The following is a 16,035-nucleotide window of genomic DNA, read 5'->3' on the forward strand; positions in this document are numbered from 1 at the left end:
GATAAGTCACTGCTCCTCTCTCAGGATGTCAGGATCAAGACCAGAAGTCGGCGTGGCCATAAGAAAGCGTAAGTCGATACGGCGATTGCGTTTCTTCGCTTCCTCCGAGTCACCGCGATCCACAGGGCGGTCGGGCCCATAACCGCTCAGACTCAGGATCGGTGCCGAACCGTCTTCGCCGGCTGGCCTGTTGAGGAAGCCCCGCAAAGCCGGTTGATTGCGTTGCAACATGGTGAAGGTCGTCTCGGCTCGGCGCACCGAAAGCCCGTAATTGTTCATACCGCCGGACATGGCGTCGGAATCCGTGTGCCCCTCGACAAAGACGGCATCGATCAGGTGCGGTGATCGCTCGCCCTCACACAGATCAGAAGTCGTGTAACAAGGCAGAACGGCAACCATAGCATTGGCAACCTTGCTGATCGCCTCTTGCCCCCTCCCGGTCAGTTCCCACTGTCCCTTGTCGAACAGGACATCGTCAGGGAGCCGCAAAACCCCGCTTTTTGTGTCAATTTCGACCTGGAGTCCTCTGTCTTTGAGCGATTGCTGCAGGTCGTTGAGGATTTCCGCGCGGGTTCTGTTCGCGCCGGTCAGCTCTTCGGTTTTCGTCTGAAGATTGAGGGCAAAATAGGCTAGCAGAATAATGAAGATAAGCAGCAGACCAACCATCATGTCGGTCATGGACATGAAATAGCTTTCGCCTTCCTCAGGGGGCCTTCGGCGAACAGCGCCTTCCATTATTCAGCGGCTTCCTGGTTCTGGCTGGCAAGGATGCCTGCCAGTTCCTCGACGGTATCACGCAGAGTGGTCAGCGGTTCGAGAGCACCTGCGAGCTGTGCCACACCATCTCCCAGAGCCTGGTCGATCTGACCAACCCGCTCGTTGAGGTTCGAAGCGTGGTTTCCGGCCGCATCGGAGATTTTATCGATGGCGTCTCCGAGCGCACGGTCCACGTCCTCGAAACGGGCACGATATTCAGACCACGCCGACGAAGCGGCCGTAGCAGTATCATTGAGAGCCGCAGCAAGCTGGCGCATTTCATCGCGGGCGCTCTCCGACGAATCTGCATTTCTCGAGACGATCGATTCCACTGATTTGACCGCTTCGGCGATCGAAACCGCCGACTGGCGAACAGGCGCAGTCGCAGCTTCGACATCATTAGCGACAGTTCCGAAGGCTGTAGCAAGATCGTTCGAGCGAGCTGCCACTTGCTCGATTGCCCGCGTATGATCGCCAATTGCGCTTTGCGCGCTCGAAAGGTGATCTGCGGATGTGGATATAGCGTTGCCAGCATCTTTCATGCTGCCGACCAGCGGGGCTCCAGTCTGATTGAATCGCTCGACAAACTCCGAGAACGACTGCTCCATCGCCTCCTGACCGATACGGGCCGCATCATTCGCCGCCCGCGCCGAAGCTTCGCCCATCTGGCTTGCCGCCGACGCAAGGCCCGACTTCATGTCATCAAGCGTTCTGCCGAGATTGCTCAGCAATTCATCCATCCGCTGCCGCGCCAGCGCACTTGCCTGTTCGTTTTCTTCACGCATGCGATCGGCCACGACACCAAAATTGCGATTGAGCTCCCCGAAGGCGGAGCGCATCTCTTCAGATGCCTGACCAAAGCGTTTGACCGCCTCTTCGATCTGGCGGTCGGCTTCGCCGGTCTGCTGCTGAATGCGATCCGACATCGTGGCCATCGAGACGGTCATCGCGCCAATAGCTTCCGCGAGACCCGCCATCTCTGCGCCAGCCCCGGAAGCAATTGCATCGCGAACTGCCTCGCCGCCGCCACCGCTTATCTTGTCGATTCCCTGCTGAATCGATCCCAGATGCGTGATCATCGGCGCCATCTGCTTTTCAAGTGCACCATCGAGCGCTGCAGCTAGCTGCTCGGAGAAAGTACGGAGCGCCGGAGTCTGCTCCTTGAGCTGCGCGAGCTGGTCGCTCGCAATCCGCTGGGGCGGAAGATAGGCCATCCCATGCTCGAGCTTGTCGCACAGCATCGAGAGCCCATCATTGATCCGCTTGCCGAACCGATAATCGTAAGACCGTAAGACGATGGAGGCTACGATGCCGCCAACGGAAGCCCAGAATTTGGCTCCGGCGACTTTCATGAGGCTGTTGAGCTTGTCCTGCATTGCGGCAGTATCGCCGCTGAAATCAAGGGTGGAGAGCGCAGCGATAATGCCAAGGAAGGTGATCAGCAGTCCAATGGCGATAAAGATGTTCGCAAACCAGTTCAGCCCGCGATGACGGTCGCCGAGGTTGACGAAGAAGTGTTCGGGTCGGGCCGAGTTCTGAAGAACCTCGGCCGATGGATCGACGATAGTCTCGCGGTATTCTTCCCAGGTTCTGCGAAGGGGCAGCGCCTCGGAATTTTCCGCCTCCATCATTTGCGCATCGATGTCATTGAAGCGGCGCGCGAATTCGAGCCGTGCTTCATCGACATCCGCAGTGCTGCCACCAGTTATTTCATCTAGCAGCCGAACACGTGCTTCGATCGCGACCGCAAGTGGAGCGTGGTATTCGCGCTTGTAGCGATATGCGATCGCAAAGGCTGTTCCGATGAGCACAATCGCGAGAAACGCCGCCATCGCATCGCCGATGAGCGGGATTTCGGTGAAGAAGTAGATTAGCCCATGGCCAAGCCATTCGGTAATTTCCACGTGGACCCCCTGAAACCCTTTCTGATGGCAGGGCCCTGCAGACCGCTGCGACACCAGAATTGGCATTGTCGCGGCGAGCGGATTGAGGGACCTCGATCGTAGACCACGTTATCGGAGCACTAGCTCCACGCCAAGATAGGTTGCGACAATACCAAGAGAAATTCGTAATTTCGAAGAACTATTCGGATAAGTTTTTTGTATTGAGGTAACTCTCCACCTTCTCAATTGTCCTTCGGCGCGGCCTTCGGCCAGCTCTTAAGTCAAGTACAAATCGAGGATCGCCGACCGCGCGCCTGCCGAACCGCGTCGCCGACATGCGCGATTCTTTGAGGTGGTGCTCTATCCTGTCCAATAATTTCATGGCCTTCCTCGACTCACTCAACACTTGCGTTCCTGTTTTGTTCTTAGTAGGAAGGTTCCATCGAGTCTAGGAGATTTCCTTCTCTCCTGAGACCGTCAGAAGGAAGCAGACAATGGAACATGTCAGAGAGGAGCTCGATCGGCTGATCCAGCAGCGACGGCTCGGATATTCGGCTATTTCACGATTGATCGGACGCAACTCGTCCTACATCCAGCAATTCATCAAACGCGGATCCCCGCGAAAACTTGATGATGATGACCGGCGCACACTCGCCAGCTTTTTCGGCGTCGACGAGCAGGTCCTGGGCGGCCCGCCCGCCCCGATGCGCGACGGGTTGGTTGAAATTCCGGTGCTCGATGTCGATGCATCGGCAGGCTTCGGAGCGATTGCCGAGAGCGAGACGGCGCATACCCGTTTCGGATTTGACGAACGTTGGCTCGCCGGGCTGACCCGGGCGAAGAGCGCCAGTCTCTCGATTATCCATGTTCGGGGCGATTCCATGGAACCGACGCTCAGCGATGACGACGAAGTGCTGGTCGATGCGTCGGACGAGGGCTCACGGCTGCGGGATGGCATTTACGTGCTGCGCGCTGACGATGCGCTGGTGGTCAAGCGCGTGACGCTGAAGCCTGGCGGTCGCAAGATCACCATCAGCAGCGATAATTCGGCCTATCCGAGCTGGGACGATGTTGACCGGTCCGAGATTCAGATCGTGGGGCGGGTCATCTGGTTTGGACGCGCGGTCTAATCCCTGGCTGGTCAGGAACCGGCAAAGCGCGCGCGATGCCTCGCCACAAAATCGGGGCGGGGATGATCCCGTGGATCGGCCGGCAGTCTGATCCGCTGTCCTGAAGGGGGAAACAGCGTCAGCAGTTCGGACGGCACCTTGTTGTGCGATACGAGAAGACAGAGGTTATCGTCGAAACTGATAAGATGACGATCAAATAGCCAATGCGCTGTTGCCGAGAGCGCCACGCCGTTGGGCACCACATCGGGCCCGCCATCGGCGACAGACCAGATATGGGCCGCCTGTGCTTCCGCTTTCCCGCCGCCATTGATGATCCGCAAACCTGTGACGGCGCAGGTGCTCTCATAGGCGTCGAGCACATGATTTCTGAAAGCGGCGGATCGGATCTTCTTGTTTACCAGAACCTGCTCGATCCGGCGCTCGCCGAACTCCTCGCCCAGCAGCCCGGCGGTGCCATCATCGATGTGCCATTCATCGAGCTCAAGCCTGATCCGGTTGTCTGGGTCCAGCGTCTCGCTCAGTCCCCGATTGACGATCGCGACGAAATCGTCGCCATCTAGCGTCCTCACCGATTTGCCGCGCAGCGTCCTTCCGGCATCACCCGGACGTGCCATTTCGCGCAGAAAACGCTCGGCAAAGCGTCCGTCCTTGTCACGATAGGAAACCGCATCATCGAATGGCAGATAGTCTCTGACGCGCGCATAATAGTGAGTCGGATCAGCTTCGTCGGCATCGATCCGTTCGACGAAGGCGGTCGCAATATAGGCCATCCGGCCACCGGAGACGCGGGTCTCGCGGTAGAGTATCCAATCGTTCTCGAGGTGCTTGGCTTCAGACAGATACTGCGAAGGAAAATGGTACCGCTCGGTGATGAGGTCGTCGTAGCGCGAATTGCCGCTGATCTCGAACACACCCTTCACCGACAATACTCCGCATTTCTCATTTGAAAGTATCGTTCCTGGTAACGGTAAATCCGTCCAGGCCATCGGCCATCAAATCCCGATTTCAAAGGGCTTTACTCTTTCCTTCACGAGCTCCGGTGTATCCTTGGCAGGCGAAGCGCTGTCATTGGCCTTGCCTTGCGCAAGTCCTTTGGCAGCCGCGATCTTGAGACGCTGCGTCACCTCGAGAGCCGAAGACTTTTCTCCGCTGTTGGCCTTGATAGCGCGGCCGAGCTTCTCTGCACTGTCAGCGACCAGCGTAAGGCCGTCGCGAAGCCTTGTAACAGTCACGAGGAAGGTTTGCCGGTTGGCCAGATTGCGCTCGCGGCTGTCCATCACTGCAATACCCCGATCCGAAGTCAGTCCCTGCGCCATGTGTGCGTTCAGAGCGTATGCTAGGTCGAGGCGCTTCAACATGGGGTCGCGGCGCGACAAGCGAAGTTCATTGCCTGCCGAGGTTTCGACTGTAACGCCCCTGGTATCCACCGCGACGATCCTGGCCTGGTCGGCATTGAAGAGAGCGCGCTTGTGATCATTGTCGGTCCAGCGGATCTTGTCGCCCTCAAAGACGTCCAGCGATTTAAGCTCGAAGAGCGAAAACCGGTCATCACTCGCACCTGGTCTCAGTCGCGAAGGGCTGAATTTATGCTGCCGTCCCTTCCTGTCTTCGAGCATCACGCGCTTTTTTGCGTGGTCGATGGATTTCACAGTGTAATCGCCTTTGGAAAGCTTCTGGCTGCTGTCGCGCGAGCGAACATTCAGAACCATGCCTGCCTGATATATGCCTATGTACCGAAGCTCCTCCCGCGTGGCATTGACCCGGGAGTGAACGGTCAGTTTCGCGGCACGCGATCCAAGCTCACCGTTCGCCTTCAGTCCCTGCTGCACGGCCTCATTGACCGCTGAGCGCAATACGCGTCCGGATGCATAGATCGAAGTCCTTTCGCGCTCCGCAGGACTTAGAGAAAGCCATTGTTCGGCGGCAACGATGGCGCTGTCGCCTTTGGCCTCAACTGTCGTTGGTTCGAGCGCCTTCAGCGCGTCGTCGATACGGCCTTCCTGAGCCGCTGCCTGGGCACGCCGCAAGACCGGGTCGCGGCCGCGCAAATTGACCTCCATATTTGCCAGCTCGATGCCCGCCTGCTGCACCAGTGCAAACGGCTTGCCGGCCTCGACCGCGCCAAGTTGCTGCCGGTCGCCAACGAGCACCAGCCTTTGGACTTCGGCGAGGTTTGCGAGGCGGATCAGCTTTGCCTTGTCGTCATTGGAGACCATCGAGGCTTCATCGAGGACAAGGACATGGTCACCGAGTGCGCTCTTTGCCTCGCGGACCAAGGCTGTGTTGCCAGGCTCTTTCAACAGGCGGCCACATTGCGACAGGAAGCGGGCTATGGTCATCGAACGGATGCCAGTGTCGCGTTCGAGCATCTGGACAAGCGTGTTCTGCACGGCGAGGCCCAGCACTTGCTTGCCTTCCTCGCGCAGAAGCTGTGCAACCGGCTTCATCACGCTGCTCTTCCCGGCACCTGCAACGCCCTGGATCGCGACGATCCGGTCGCGCGATGAGAGCACCAGGCTGGCCGCATCTTCCTGGCCGGAATTAAGCGTGATGCCGTGGTTGATCGCTGACACTGCCTGAACGCGCGAAGCGGCGTCTTCGCGTTCGAGAATTGGGGTCACCGCGCTACGCCCCTGGTCGACACCGGCGAGGATTGTGCTTTCAAGCTGCAAAGCCTCCTTGCTTGCAAGCCAGCCGGCATGCGCACCGGTCCCCCGCACAAGCACGCCCGTTCGCACCAGCGCATTCACCTGCCTTTCGACCCGGTCCACTGTCGTTGGCAGCCCGAAATCCAATGCCGCTTTGAGCAATCCTTCACGGGGAAAAGCTGCCTCGCGCTGCGATAGGTGGCGCACTGCGGAAGCAACAGCTTGGGTAGCTGCAATGGTAGGCGCATCTTTCTTGAGCACGTGGGCGGGGATCAGCGGGTCTGCCGGATCGCCTTTAATCCGCTGCGCAAACTCTCTCAGTTTTGTCATCCCACGCTGAATGAAGCTTCCCTCTTTTGAGCTGGTGTTGGCGACTGCGGCGGCACGCATGTGGGATGCTTCGATCATGGCTTGCAAATCGAGCCCGATCTCTCCTGCGCTTTGCTGCCACTGCTCGAGGAGGCCTTCGCGGTCCCTCACAGGTGCCTTGCTTTTCCTTGTATCAAGCACGGCAATGTCACGCGCTTTCGGAGAATTCTCGCCAAGTTGCCGGACCGCGTTGAGGACATCTTCGCGGCGCGAAGAGAACGCCATGACCTGCTCGCGTGTGATACCTGCGGCTTCAAAATTTCCGTGCTTGCCCACGGGACCAGCGGCATATCCCATTGTCTCGACCGCCATGCGAAAGCGGGCCATGGTCATCGAGTTAAGGAGAGTGTTGAAAGACCAAAGTTTGTCGTTGCGCAGTGCCCGCCACTTGCCGTCGGGCCCTTGCGTAGCGTTGGCGACAACCGCGTGGAAATGCAGATTGGGTTCCTGGTTGCGATTGGTATCGTGCTGGAAGAGACCAATTGTGAGGTTGTCAGTCGGGACCTTTCCGTAACCTTCCTTACTGCCCATCCGGGTCTGCGCCGCGTTTGTTTCGGCCCAACGCAAAGTCTCGGTCACTGCCTCGCGATAGGCTTCGATTATCCGCTTATCGCCGCCAACGAGCGCGAGGAGCGACCAGCTTTTAGGAAGAGAAAAAGTCAGGTCGGTACCGGGCCTGTGGGACTGCCCGGCGTTGCCGACCTGGATGCTGCCAGGCAGTTCTCCGCGCAGTAGAGCATCGAACTGTTCGGTACTGACGCGGCCGCTAAGACCGAGCCGTTCCGCACCTTTGCCGACCCAGGTTCCGGAGCGATCGGCATCTACACCGGTGTAGTAATTGTCGGCGGCAAAGTAGGCTGCTGCAGCCGAAGGGGAGCGCACATTGGCTACGGAAAGCATCGTGTCTGGTCCTCATCACGGCTCCCCTAAACCGGCAATCCCTCCCCTTTTTTGCACTTCACATGTCGGGCTCGAACTCCCCAAAATCCTTCGCCGGAGGATCACTTACAGCGCCTTCACGCAGGTCCTTTTCAGCGGGCTTGATAGGCTTGGATCCGTCTTCGTGGGCTTTGTTCTGAGGCGAGGAATCGGCCGTCTTTCGGTCATCCATGCTATCAGTTCCGGCTGCACTCTTCTCCTGCGCGACATTCGAGGCCGCGGCATCCTCGCCCGTTTGTACGGCAGAGGGCGGCAGGGTCGGCGACGCGGCAACGACGGCATCGGCGCCGACTTCGGGCTTGGCCTCACCGGACTGGCGCCACGCTTTCAACTGCTCACGAGACTCGATTTCCGGACGATCCCGCGCCTCATCAACTGGCCTGTCTGGTCCCGGCAGATTGAGCTTGAGCTGCTTTGGATCGACAGGCTTGCCAGCACCGTCATCGTTGGACGCAGGGTGCTCGCCGTCTGCTTCAGAGCTGGACTTTCGCTTGGTTGCTGAAGCTTTGACCGGGCCCTTTCCAATCTTAGCGGGCGGTATCTCGCGAGGAATGAAACCCTCAGCGATTCGGTCACGCGAGCAGGGTATGAGCGATACCGGGGCGGCAGGAAAACCATCGGGAAACTTGATGTACGCCGAGAGCCTAGGAAGGTTCATGAACTGGTCTGGCAGGAGCAAGGGTTCAACCTGCCGCCTAGGCGTCAGACTGACCGCGTCGCGCGCATTGTTGTAGCCGTAGCTATAGCCTTCTTCCATGTCTCGTACCTGCCGGTGACCGATGAAATCGGAGCACCATGTCGCCGTCTCGCGGTCGGCTGTCGCCAGGATGAGCTTGGTACGCGCGAGCGAAGACAGTGTCATGGCCATGTTCTCGCCGTAGACTTCCTTGAGCTTGGCATAAGCATGCACACCGGTGACGATCGCCCCGCCAAAATTGCGCGCGGTCTGCAGGCCTTTCTCAAGTGCGGGTAAGCGGTGGAGAGCACCGAGCTCGTCGATCAGGAACCACATCCTGAGGTCCTGCGTCCGCTCGAGCGTCATCAGCGTGTTCATCGCCGTATCGAGCCACAGCGTGAGCAGTTGCGAGGAAATGCTCATGTCGACATAGCGCGCCGAGAGGAATAGGATCGAACCCGTTTCGCAGTCACCTTTGACCCAGTCGCGGACCGAAAAGTGCGGCCCGTTCGACGGCAAAAGCTTGAGCACTTTGGCGTTGGCATTGAACACCGCCCGGATCGATTCCGCCATGCGGGCAGCCTCCGGAGCGGTGAGCGGATCGGCCATTGTCCCGCGCATCAGCTTGTGCACCTCGGACAGATCTGCCGTCATCAATTTGCGTGCCAATGCATCATTGGTCGCTGTTCCTTTGCGCGAGAGATGGAGGCACATCTCGACAAACAACATGCGCGCAGCAAGCACCCAGAACTGCTCTGATCCGCCACCATCGTGAGGTACGAGCGCTTCGGCTGCGGCATGAAACTCGGCTTCGCTCGAGCAGTCATTGAACACGCTCCATAGGGGGCAACGGGCGTCGATTGGATTGAGAATGATGTCGCGCGCGGGATCATAATAAGTCTCGATAAAGGCCCCGGTCAGATCGAAGATCACCGCGCGTTGGCCGCGCTGGCGGGCTTCAGTCACAAGCTCGGTAAGCGCTACGGTTTTGCCGGTTCCGGTCGTGCCGATGAGCATGGTGTGGCTCTGCTCTAGCCTCCATGGCCAGCTTACTCCGGCGAGATGCGCGGGTTCGTAATGGCCGGCCTCAGTAAGGGCTGACGAGCTTGCCAGCCGCCACTTCCAGCCGAACTTTCGGCTGAGCTCTTCAGCGCGATAGTTGCCGTTATAGCGCTCGATTTCGTCCTCAAGCTCATCCAGCGAAACAAGCATGGCACCGCGCTCGTGCTTGCGCTCTTTGGAGCGTCCTCCGAAGCGTTCAGCGAACCACCAGAAGAACACAAAAGCCGGACTGAGAAGGACAGCCGACGTGAGCAAGCCTTGCTTCGCCGCGATACGGAAAGCATCAATCGCATCGCGCATCGGCGGGAACTCACGCACCACCGCGAAGGGCAGACCGACTTTGTCGCCATCGGCCAATGTGAGGTTGACCAGTTTTGCCGGATCGAACTCCATGAAGGCGTAAAGGCTGGCATAGAGATGCATCCAGACCAGGTAGAACTCGTGATTGGTAAGAGTCGTTCGCACTTCCCAGTAACAGGTACCTAAAACCACAAGCGCAGTGACGATCACAGGACCCTTCAGGCCCGCGGCAAACATGAAAGCAAAGTGGCCAAGCAGCTGGCTTCCGCGTGTGAAGTTGAGGAGGTTATGCTTCATGTGAGTTGCCTCCCATCTGGTTGCTCACCGGCAGGCCGAGCCGTTCAAGTCGGCGGCGATAAGCCTCGTGGGTTCGATCCCGCAGGGTCGCGTCCGGATGGCCCGCCAGAAGGGCGTCGAGCGCGACGGAAATGAAGACATTTTGACGAGCCGGATCGAGCGCAGCCGGCCTGTCCTTTGCCTCATTGTCGCGATGCCAGGCCGCAACAATGAGGTCGCGAATGAAGACGCTGACGCTTTCGCCTTGGTCCGCTGCAGACTGGCGAACCCAGTTGCCTACGGGAAGCGATACGAATGTCTGAAGCCGATCTTGTCGGGTCATGAAACAGGTTCCTTGTCGGGCCGACGGAACCTGGCTCACCTTGCGGAAGGTGATGATGAGAATAAATCGTGAACAACTCACAGTCAATGGAAAGTTTAAGTATTCATTACAATGCTCTAAAGGCAAGTGAGTTGTGTGCGGATCAGCGCAATGCCGCTCTACTCGCAGACGGGTTGATTCCGCCCAAAACCGAATTGCTCAATTATATCAGAATGATAAGTCCCGAATTCGCGGGGTAGGGTGTGCTCCCTTGTTCCCATATGCGCGAGGGAGGACCAGACAATCAGAGGTATTGATCTCGGACGCCTTTTTCCAACCTCCACGATGGAGCGCGAGCAAAGGTCGCCTGGCAGGTATTCGAGGGCCGTTCGGCGGCTCTTAGGTGCCTTCGCAAAAACAACTGCACCGCGAAAGAGGCAGCGGCCAAGGGCGCGTGGCAAGCGAGGCAAGCGGGACTTGTCGCGGCCATGCTTTCCGCCGCCCGACCCGTTGCCGGTTCGCAAGTGCATGCAGGGCCCAGGAAAACGTAGTGCCGCACCCTCAGGAGCGCATCGCATGATGCGCGGGACAGAGTGCGTCCATAGCCCTGCTCCTTTTTCGGGCACCAGCGCACTGCGCGCGGTGCCCGTCAGCGCCTCAATGCGCCTGCCAATAACCGGCTTTCACCTTCCTCGGCGAACATGAAAAAAGGGCAGGAACCGTTCCCGGTTCCCGCCCTGCCGATAGCCTCAGAACTCGTCGAGCATTCCCCCGTGGACCGTGTGAACCACCCGCGCTGTGAGATGCGCTGGCAATGCATTGTAGTCACCCTCGTCGAGAGCAACATATCCAAGCTCATCATCCTCGATAACGTGCTGGTCGAAGAAACTGTGAAGCGCCCTTTTCTCGGCGGTTTCAAGAGCCTCGAAGTAGCTGCGCGATGGTAGAGTGCAATGTGTAGAACAAGCCATGGTAATCCTCCTGATATCTGTCGTGAGACGACAGGAGATCGCGCGATGGTCTTGCGTATTCCGGGTCACAGGATCGCCCGAACGGGCGACCGCGGGAGCGGCGGTGGGGGCAACGATTTTGTCCGATGCCGGATGCAATCCGGTGGCGGCCAAAATGGTGGGGCCCCGCACGTCCTTGAGGCGGGATATGCAAGGCCATCATGCTGGGAGAACCGTGAGCCAGGACCCACCTCCTCCGCCCCAATATCAAACGCCCGCTGGGCACGAATTGCCTTTCCTACACCCTGATGACGCGTGCATGGAATTCACCGGGGAGCAGATCTGAGGGGTATGAAAGGACAAAGAACATGCCCCGAAACAGGAGCGCGATTGCAGCCCTGCAGAAGCTCGAAGCGGACCGCGAGGCGCTTGACGCCAAACAGCGAGAGCTTGAGGCGCAAGCTGCAAAAGAACTCGGGCAAATCATCCTTGGAACCGGCCTCGAGACGTTCTCAAAGAAGGGATTGAAGCAGGTCGCCGAGGCGCTTGGAAAGCTCGGCGAAACAGCTGCAATCGCGAAGCTGGCGGAGCGCAGTGCAGCACGAACTTTGACTGCCTCACCGAGTACCGAGTAACCACAAGAGAAGAGGCCCTGCCGCTTGCGGCAGAGCCTCTTCCAAAGTGTGTGATCACCTGCAGCTTCAGTCGATCGGGGGAGCGTCCTGGTTGTCGTTGCCAGTCGCGCGCGAGAGGAAGTCGACCTTATCGGCAAGGATCTCGCAGCCGTACCGCTTGGTGCCGTCTTCATCTTCCCACTGGGTGTAGTGGAGGCGGCCCTGGACCGATACCAGCTGGCCCTTCGAGCAGTATTCGCCGACGGTTTTGGCGAGGCCATTGAAGCAGGTTACCCGGTGGAACTCGCTGTCCTTGGCGGTGTAGCCGTTCTCATCCTTGTAAGTCTTGCCGTCCTTGTCCCGCGCTGGGCGGTCGGTAACCACGGTGATGCCGGTAACGCTGGTTCCGCCTTTGGTTTCGCGGGTCTCGGGATCGCGGGCAATGCGGCCGGTGAGGATAACGAGATTGGTCATGATAAATTCTCCTTTAGCTCTCAAACCGGAAACCACTTCCGGCTTGCGAACGTCGAAGAGAAACAGGGCATGGGAGGACTGCACCGCAGGCCCTCAGGCAAGCCTGTGGGCCAAGGGAAACCTGTTCATGACGGGTGGTGCGGGCAGCCCGCGCAGCGGGCAACACGGCCGGAAAGGAACAGGTTGCAGCGCCTCAACTGACCTGGTTCAGACGGGTTCGCAAGGAAAGCCGGAGTGGAGCCCGGTTGGGCATAAAGGTGACCCGGAGATCCAACGTGTCTTCACCCTTTCGCATTGCCTTCGCTACCCGCGAGAAGGTCCATGAAATCGCAGGCCGCCTCACGGTCATCATCATCTTCGAACGCCACTTCGAGGTCAGGGGCTGAGCCTAGCATGTGGAGCAAGGCCCATAAGGCGAAACACTTTCCGCGATCCTGCTCAAGGCCAAGATCGACCAGGCAGCGTTCAGTGCCCGTAGCGAGGGTGTCGGGGGTAAAAGAGGACACGTCGGTGTCATAGAAATAGCGGCTTAGCAGGTCATCGAGTTGCATCATTGTGTCCGATGAGGCTTCGTGTTGGTGGCAGGCGTTAGCGTCCTGAGAACGCCCCAAGGCACGATAAATAAGCCAGACATTTAGAGGAGAATTGGCGGGCGGTCGCTCAAAAGCGAGACAGGGCCTATGGGGAAGTACGATGCCAAGAGAGCAGCACACAGCCACACACCAATCCGCCATTCATCCATGCACCGCAAGTGGGCCAACCCCAGAGCAAGAAGCGGTAGAACGAGCGGCCGGAGCCGCTCGCCTTCAGGTCGGCTATCAACCGCCAGTGGGGCACCGACGATCTACCACAGTAATCCGCTGAGCTTTGGCCTCAATGACCAGGCGCTCGAGCACACCATTGCCCGGAAATGCAATTACGTAACGGGGCTTCAATCCAAGCATCTGCTCATTGCGCTTGAACCCGGCGCGGGCACCGAGACGCCTGTCTAGGGAAAATACCAGTTGCTGGATATCGCGTCGCTCGGCCCAGCTGGCTGCCAGCCGATCAACACCCTTGCTGTCGCCGCCATGGACAAGAAGCATGTCGGGAACTTGATCGTAGACCTTGTCGAGGGTTGCCCAGACGGACTGAGCGAAAGCCTTGGCCTCGTCGGTGGTTGCAAAGGATGATCGACCACCTGCAAAAACGATTGGCGTGCCTTCGGGTGAGTGGGCGGCTCGGCGCCGTTCGGCGCGGGTGCGTAGAAAATCGCGGGCATCAACAACGGCTGATGTGATCTTGGCGGAGTGGTTCGGCCGGGAGCCGGACATGGGCTTCCATGAGGATCCAATCTCGTCGAGGTACAACGCAGCCGCAGTTTCCCGCATCTGTTCAAAAGCGATCATGCTGGCTTCTGCCGCCTGCGCACGTGCAACCTGCTCGTCGAGATTGCTCGAATGGATTTCCGACCCATCGGCGGAGGCAAGCAAAGCGCGGATCTCGTCGCTCGCGCGGTCGAGCAGGGTCGATTTGCGGCTGGCTGCGCGATGGAAAAGATTGACGAAGCCCCAGGCGATATCCTCTGCATCGGCCTCAAGAGCGGAATCTGCAAACATCGCAAAGAGGTCTGACCAGGCTCCGGCAAGCGTCTGATTGATTGCTTCGTCACAAGGAAAATCGGTCTGGGTAAATGGCGCGGGCTTGATGCTGAAGCCTGACAGGTCAAGGCCTGCGAGGTGGTCAATGAAGGTGTCATACATGGTCAAATCTCCTGATCTATTCGAGGAATCAGAAGACGCGACTTGATTGACTCGCTCCCGATCCGCCGGAGCCCGATCAGGGCCGGGACAAGGGTGAAAGCGCACCGCGTGAGCGGGAAACCTGCGGCCCTAGGCTGGCGCGGGTAACACGGGCCGACGGGCCGCAGGTTGCGCCTTCACCCGACCGGCCCAGGGCCTCTCCCGGCGGAATGGGTCGAGACAAATCAGTGACTCTTTACCGAAATGGGCCGGAGTGCGACCTTTGCTGCCAATGCGAAACTGCCGAACCGATGTCATGGCGAAGCATTCGCGCGCTCGAAGATCGCCTCGCCATTGGAAAATCGTCCAACGAGACGGAGCTCTCCAAACACTTTGATGAATCTGTCAGACACCTGGGTGAGCCATTGCTGGGCACGGCCCGATCTCGCTTTTCGGTAGTCGGCCTCCCAATAGCGGCTATCGTCGCGTTCAACGATCCAGATGGCAGCGAGACCGCAATAGGTTGAAACCCCGCAATCCGCGAAAGCGTTGCGAAGGAGGATACGATCTTCACGCCCACGCCAGCCATCAAATGGCTCGAGTGACGGAAGACAGGAACTAGCCGTTTCAACGATGTCCTCAACGAGACATTCGTAGGCCCAGTCCCAGTCGTCTTCAGCTTCGTCGACCAGACGAAATGCGACGATGGCACCCGTCGGATAGCTCACAGAGCGTCCCATGGTGGTCTCCTTCAAGCTGCCTGTTCGAGATCGTTGTCGCCTTCAGACGACTGGCGCTCATCCAGACCGCCAAGGCGCATCAGCAAGCTTGCCGCTTGCTCGGCCTTTGCTGCGGCTGTCAGGATTGCCCTGTCGTCGGACCTCAACAACTTCAGCCAAGACGCAATGTAGCTCGCGTGATGGTCGAGGTGAGTCACGGGAAGACCAAGTTCTGCGCCGAGAATTGCCGAAGACAGTTCGGCTACGAGTTCTTCGGCCGCATAGGCCTCGCTGCCAAAGCGGTTCTTCAGATCGCGATCGAGCCGCGATGAATGTCCGGTCCAATGCGAAAGCTCATGCGCGAGCGTTGCGTAATAGTGCTCGTATGCGTCGAAAAGATCACTCGGCGGCATTGTGACCCGGTCACGAACGGGTTCGTAATAGGCTTCGCAGCCGTGGTGGCGAAGATTAGCGCCGACAGACCCGAAGAAGCAATCGAGCCGTTCCTGCCGCCCTTCCGGCTCTACGGGTGCGAGGAGCGGTTGCGGATAGTACATTTGCGGTAGACCATCGCACTGGTCGGCATTGAATACAGCATAAGCCTTAAGGACGCGGCGCGTCTCAGTGTCATCTTGGCCGCTGGGACCTTCGACCTCCTTCTCGTAGGTCTTGTAGAAGATCGCTATGGTCGACTTCTCGCCTTTGCGAACCTGCCCGCCAAGCTTGTGGCATTGGCGGTATGTCATCCAATAGGGTGAGGAATAGCCAGATGCATCAGCGATCATCCAAAGCCAGAAGGTGTTCATGCCCTGATAGGGCGTTCCACACGCACGAAGGGGACGTGAGACGGGTAGTCCTCGCCAAGGCTTGACCCAGGGCTTGGTGCCCTGTTCGAGCTTCTCGATGATTGTGGCGGTTATCCGCTGTGCGGGAGACTGCGACGAGGCTGAGCGCTTGAATTTGGGCATGGAAAATCTCCTGATTGCCGAGACGAGATTGTCCCAGAGCACTCAGAAACAGCCCACTCTCCTCTTCAATATTTGTCGGCTTTGCGCGCCAATCTCGATCGTACAAAAAACAAAACTAGAAGCCCCAAAGCCGCCATTGCTGGGCCTCAAGAGTCATTGGTAACAATTCTAAGTGCCAAAATGCGCAAACGTTGCCTTCATCGAAGCGAACGATCCCAATTAGCCCTT

Annotated in this window: 14 protein-coding genes; 2 read left to right on the plus strand and 12 right to left on the minus strand. The window is 58.6% G+C overall.

Annotated elements, in window-relative coordinates; translation table 11 throughout:
* Positions 1-6: 6 nt before the first annotated feature.
* Positions 7-684 (minus strand): OmpA/MotB family protein, encoded by a 678-nt coding sequence (locus GRI44_RS13395; RefSeq protein WP_232843148.1) that lies wholly within the window; start codon positions 682-684, stop codon positions 7-9.
* 50 nt (positions 685-734) lie between these two features.
* Positions 735-2,660, minus strand: coding sequence for an anti-phage ZorAB system protein ZorA (zorA, locus tag GRI44_RS13400; RefSeq protein WP_160602234.1), 1,926 nt, complete (start codon positions 2,658-2,660; stop codon positions 735-737).
* A 473-nt stretch (positions 2,661-3,133) separates the two neighbouring features.
* Here zorA and GRI44_RS13405 point away from each other — a divergent pair, with 473 nt between their 5' ends.
* Complete coding sequence (locus GRI44_RS13405; protein WP_160602235.1) at positions 3,134-3,769, plus strand: S24 family peptidase; 636 nt, start codon at positions 3,134-3,136, stop codon at positions 3,767-3,769.
* A gap of 11 nt (positions 3,770-3,780) precedes the next feature.
* Here the strand turns inward: GRI44_RS13405 and GRI44_RS13410 are convergent, their stop codons facing one another.
* The 5 genes from GRI44_RS13410 to GRI44_RS13430 all read right to left on the minus strand — a co-directional run bounded on the left by GRI44_RS13410 (position 3,781) and on the right by GRI44_RS13430 (position 11,332).
* On the minus strand, positions 3,781-4,689 hold the full coding sequence (locus GRI44_RS13410) for an HNH endonuclease (RefSeq protein ID WP_160602236.1): 909 nt from the start codon (positions 4,687-4,689) through the stop codon (positions 3,781-3,783).
* Between the two features lie 72 nt (positions 4,690-4,761).
* Positions 4,762-7,686: a MobF family relaxase gene (gene mobF, locus GRI44_RS13415; RefSeq protein ID WP_160602237.1), complete on the minus strand. Its 2,925-nt coding sequence runs from the start codon at positions 7,684-7,686 to the stop codon at positions 4,762-4,764.
* A gap of 58 nt (positions 7,687-7,744) precedes the next feature.
* Positions 7,745-10,060: a type IV secretion system DNA-binding domain-containing protein gene (locus GRI44_RS13420; protein WP_160602238.1), complete on the minus strand. Its 2,316-nt coding sequence runs from the start codon at positions 10,058-10,060 to the stop codon at positions 7,745-7,747.
* Positions 10,050-10,382, minus strand: a complete 333-nt coding sequence (locus GRI44_RS13425) for a hypothetical protein (protein WP_160602239.1) — start codon at positions 10,380-10,382, stop codon at positions 10,050-10,052. The genes GRI44_RS13420 and GRI44_RS13425 overlap by 11 nt, the downstream gene beginning before the upstream one ends.
* Before the next feature lie 728 nt (positions 10,383-11,110).
* Positions 11,111-11,332 carry a hypothetical protein gene (locus GRI44_RS13430; protein ID WP_160602240.1) on the minus strand — a complete coding sequence of 74 codons (222 nt, stop codon included), beginning with the start codon at positions 11,330-11,332 and terminating at the stop codon, positions 11,111-11,113.
* 287 nt (positions 11,333-11,619) lie between these two features.
* Here GRI44_RS13430 and GRI44_RS13435 point away from each other — a divergent pair, with 287 nt between their 5' ends.
* Entirely contained in the window at positions 11,620-11,946 is a 327-nt protein-coding gene (locus tag GRI44_RS13435) for a DUF6437 family protein (protein ID WP_232843151.1), read from the plus strand.
* A gap of 66 nt (positions 11,947-12,012) precedes the next feature.
* On the opposite strand, the gene GRI44_RS13440 is transcribed toward GRI44_RS13435, so the two are convergent.
* The 5 genes from GRI44_RS13440 to GRI44_RS13460 form a co-directional block, all read right to left on the minus strand.
* Positions 12,013-12,399 carry a single-stranded DNA-binding protein gene (locus tag GRI44_RS13440; protein ID WP_160602241.1) on the minus strand — a complete coding sequence of 129 codons (387 nt, stop codon included), beginning with the start codon at positions 12,397-12,399 and terminating at the stop codon, positions 12,013-12,015.
* A 281-nt stretch (positions 12,400-12,680) separates the two neighbouring features.
* Positions 12,681-12,950, minus strand: a complete 270-nt coding sequence (locus GRI44_RS13445; protein ID WP_160602416.1) for a hypothetical protein — start codon at positions 12,948-12,950, stop codon at positions 12,681-12,683.
* Positions 12,951-13,217: 267 nt separating this feature from the next.
* Positions 13,218-14,141, minus strand: a complete 924-nt coding sequence (locus GRI44_RS13450) for a DUF2493 domain-containing protein (protein ID WP_160602242.1) — start codon at positions 14,139-14,141, stop codon at positions 13,218-13,220.
* A gap of 293 nt (positions 14,142-14,434) precedes the next feature.
* Complete coding sequence (locus tag GRI44_RS13455; protein ID WP_160602243.1) at positions 14,435-14,860, minus strand: hypothetical protein; 426 nt, start codon at positions 14,858-14,860, stop codon at positions 14,435-14,437.
* Between the two features lie 11 nt (positions 14,861-14,871).
* Entirely contained in the window at positions 14,872-15,807 is a 936-nt protein-coding gene (locus tag GRI44_RS13460) for an ArdC family protein (protein ID WP_160602244.1), read from the minus strand.
* Between the last annotated feature and the right edge of the window lie 228 nt (positions 15,808-16,035).

This window comes from Allopontixanthobacter confluentis (assembly GCF_009827615.1).
Classification (GTDB): Bacteria; Pseudomonadota; Alphaproteobacteria; order Sphingomonadales; family Sphingomonadaceae; genus Allopontixanthobacter; species Allopontixanthobacter confluentis.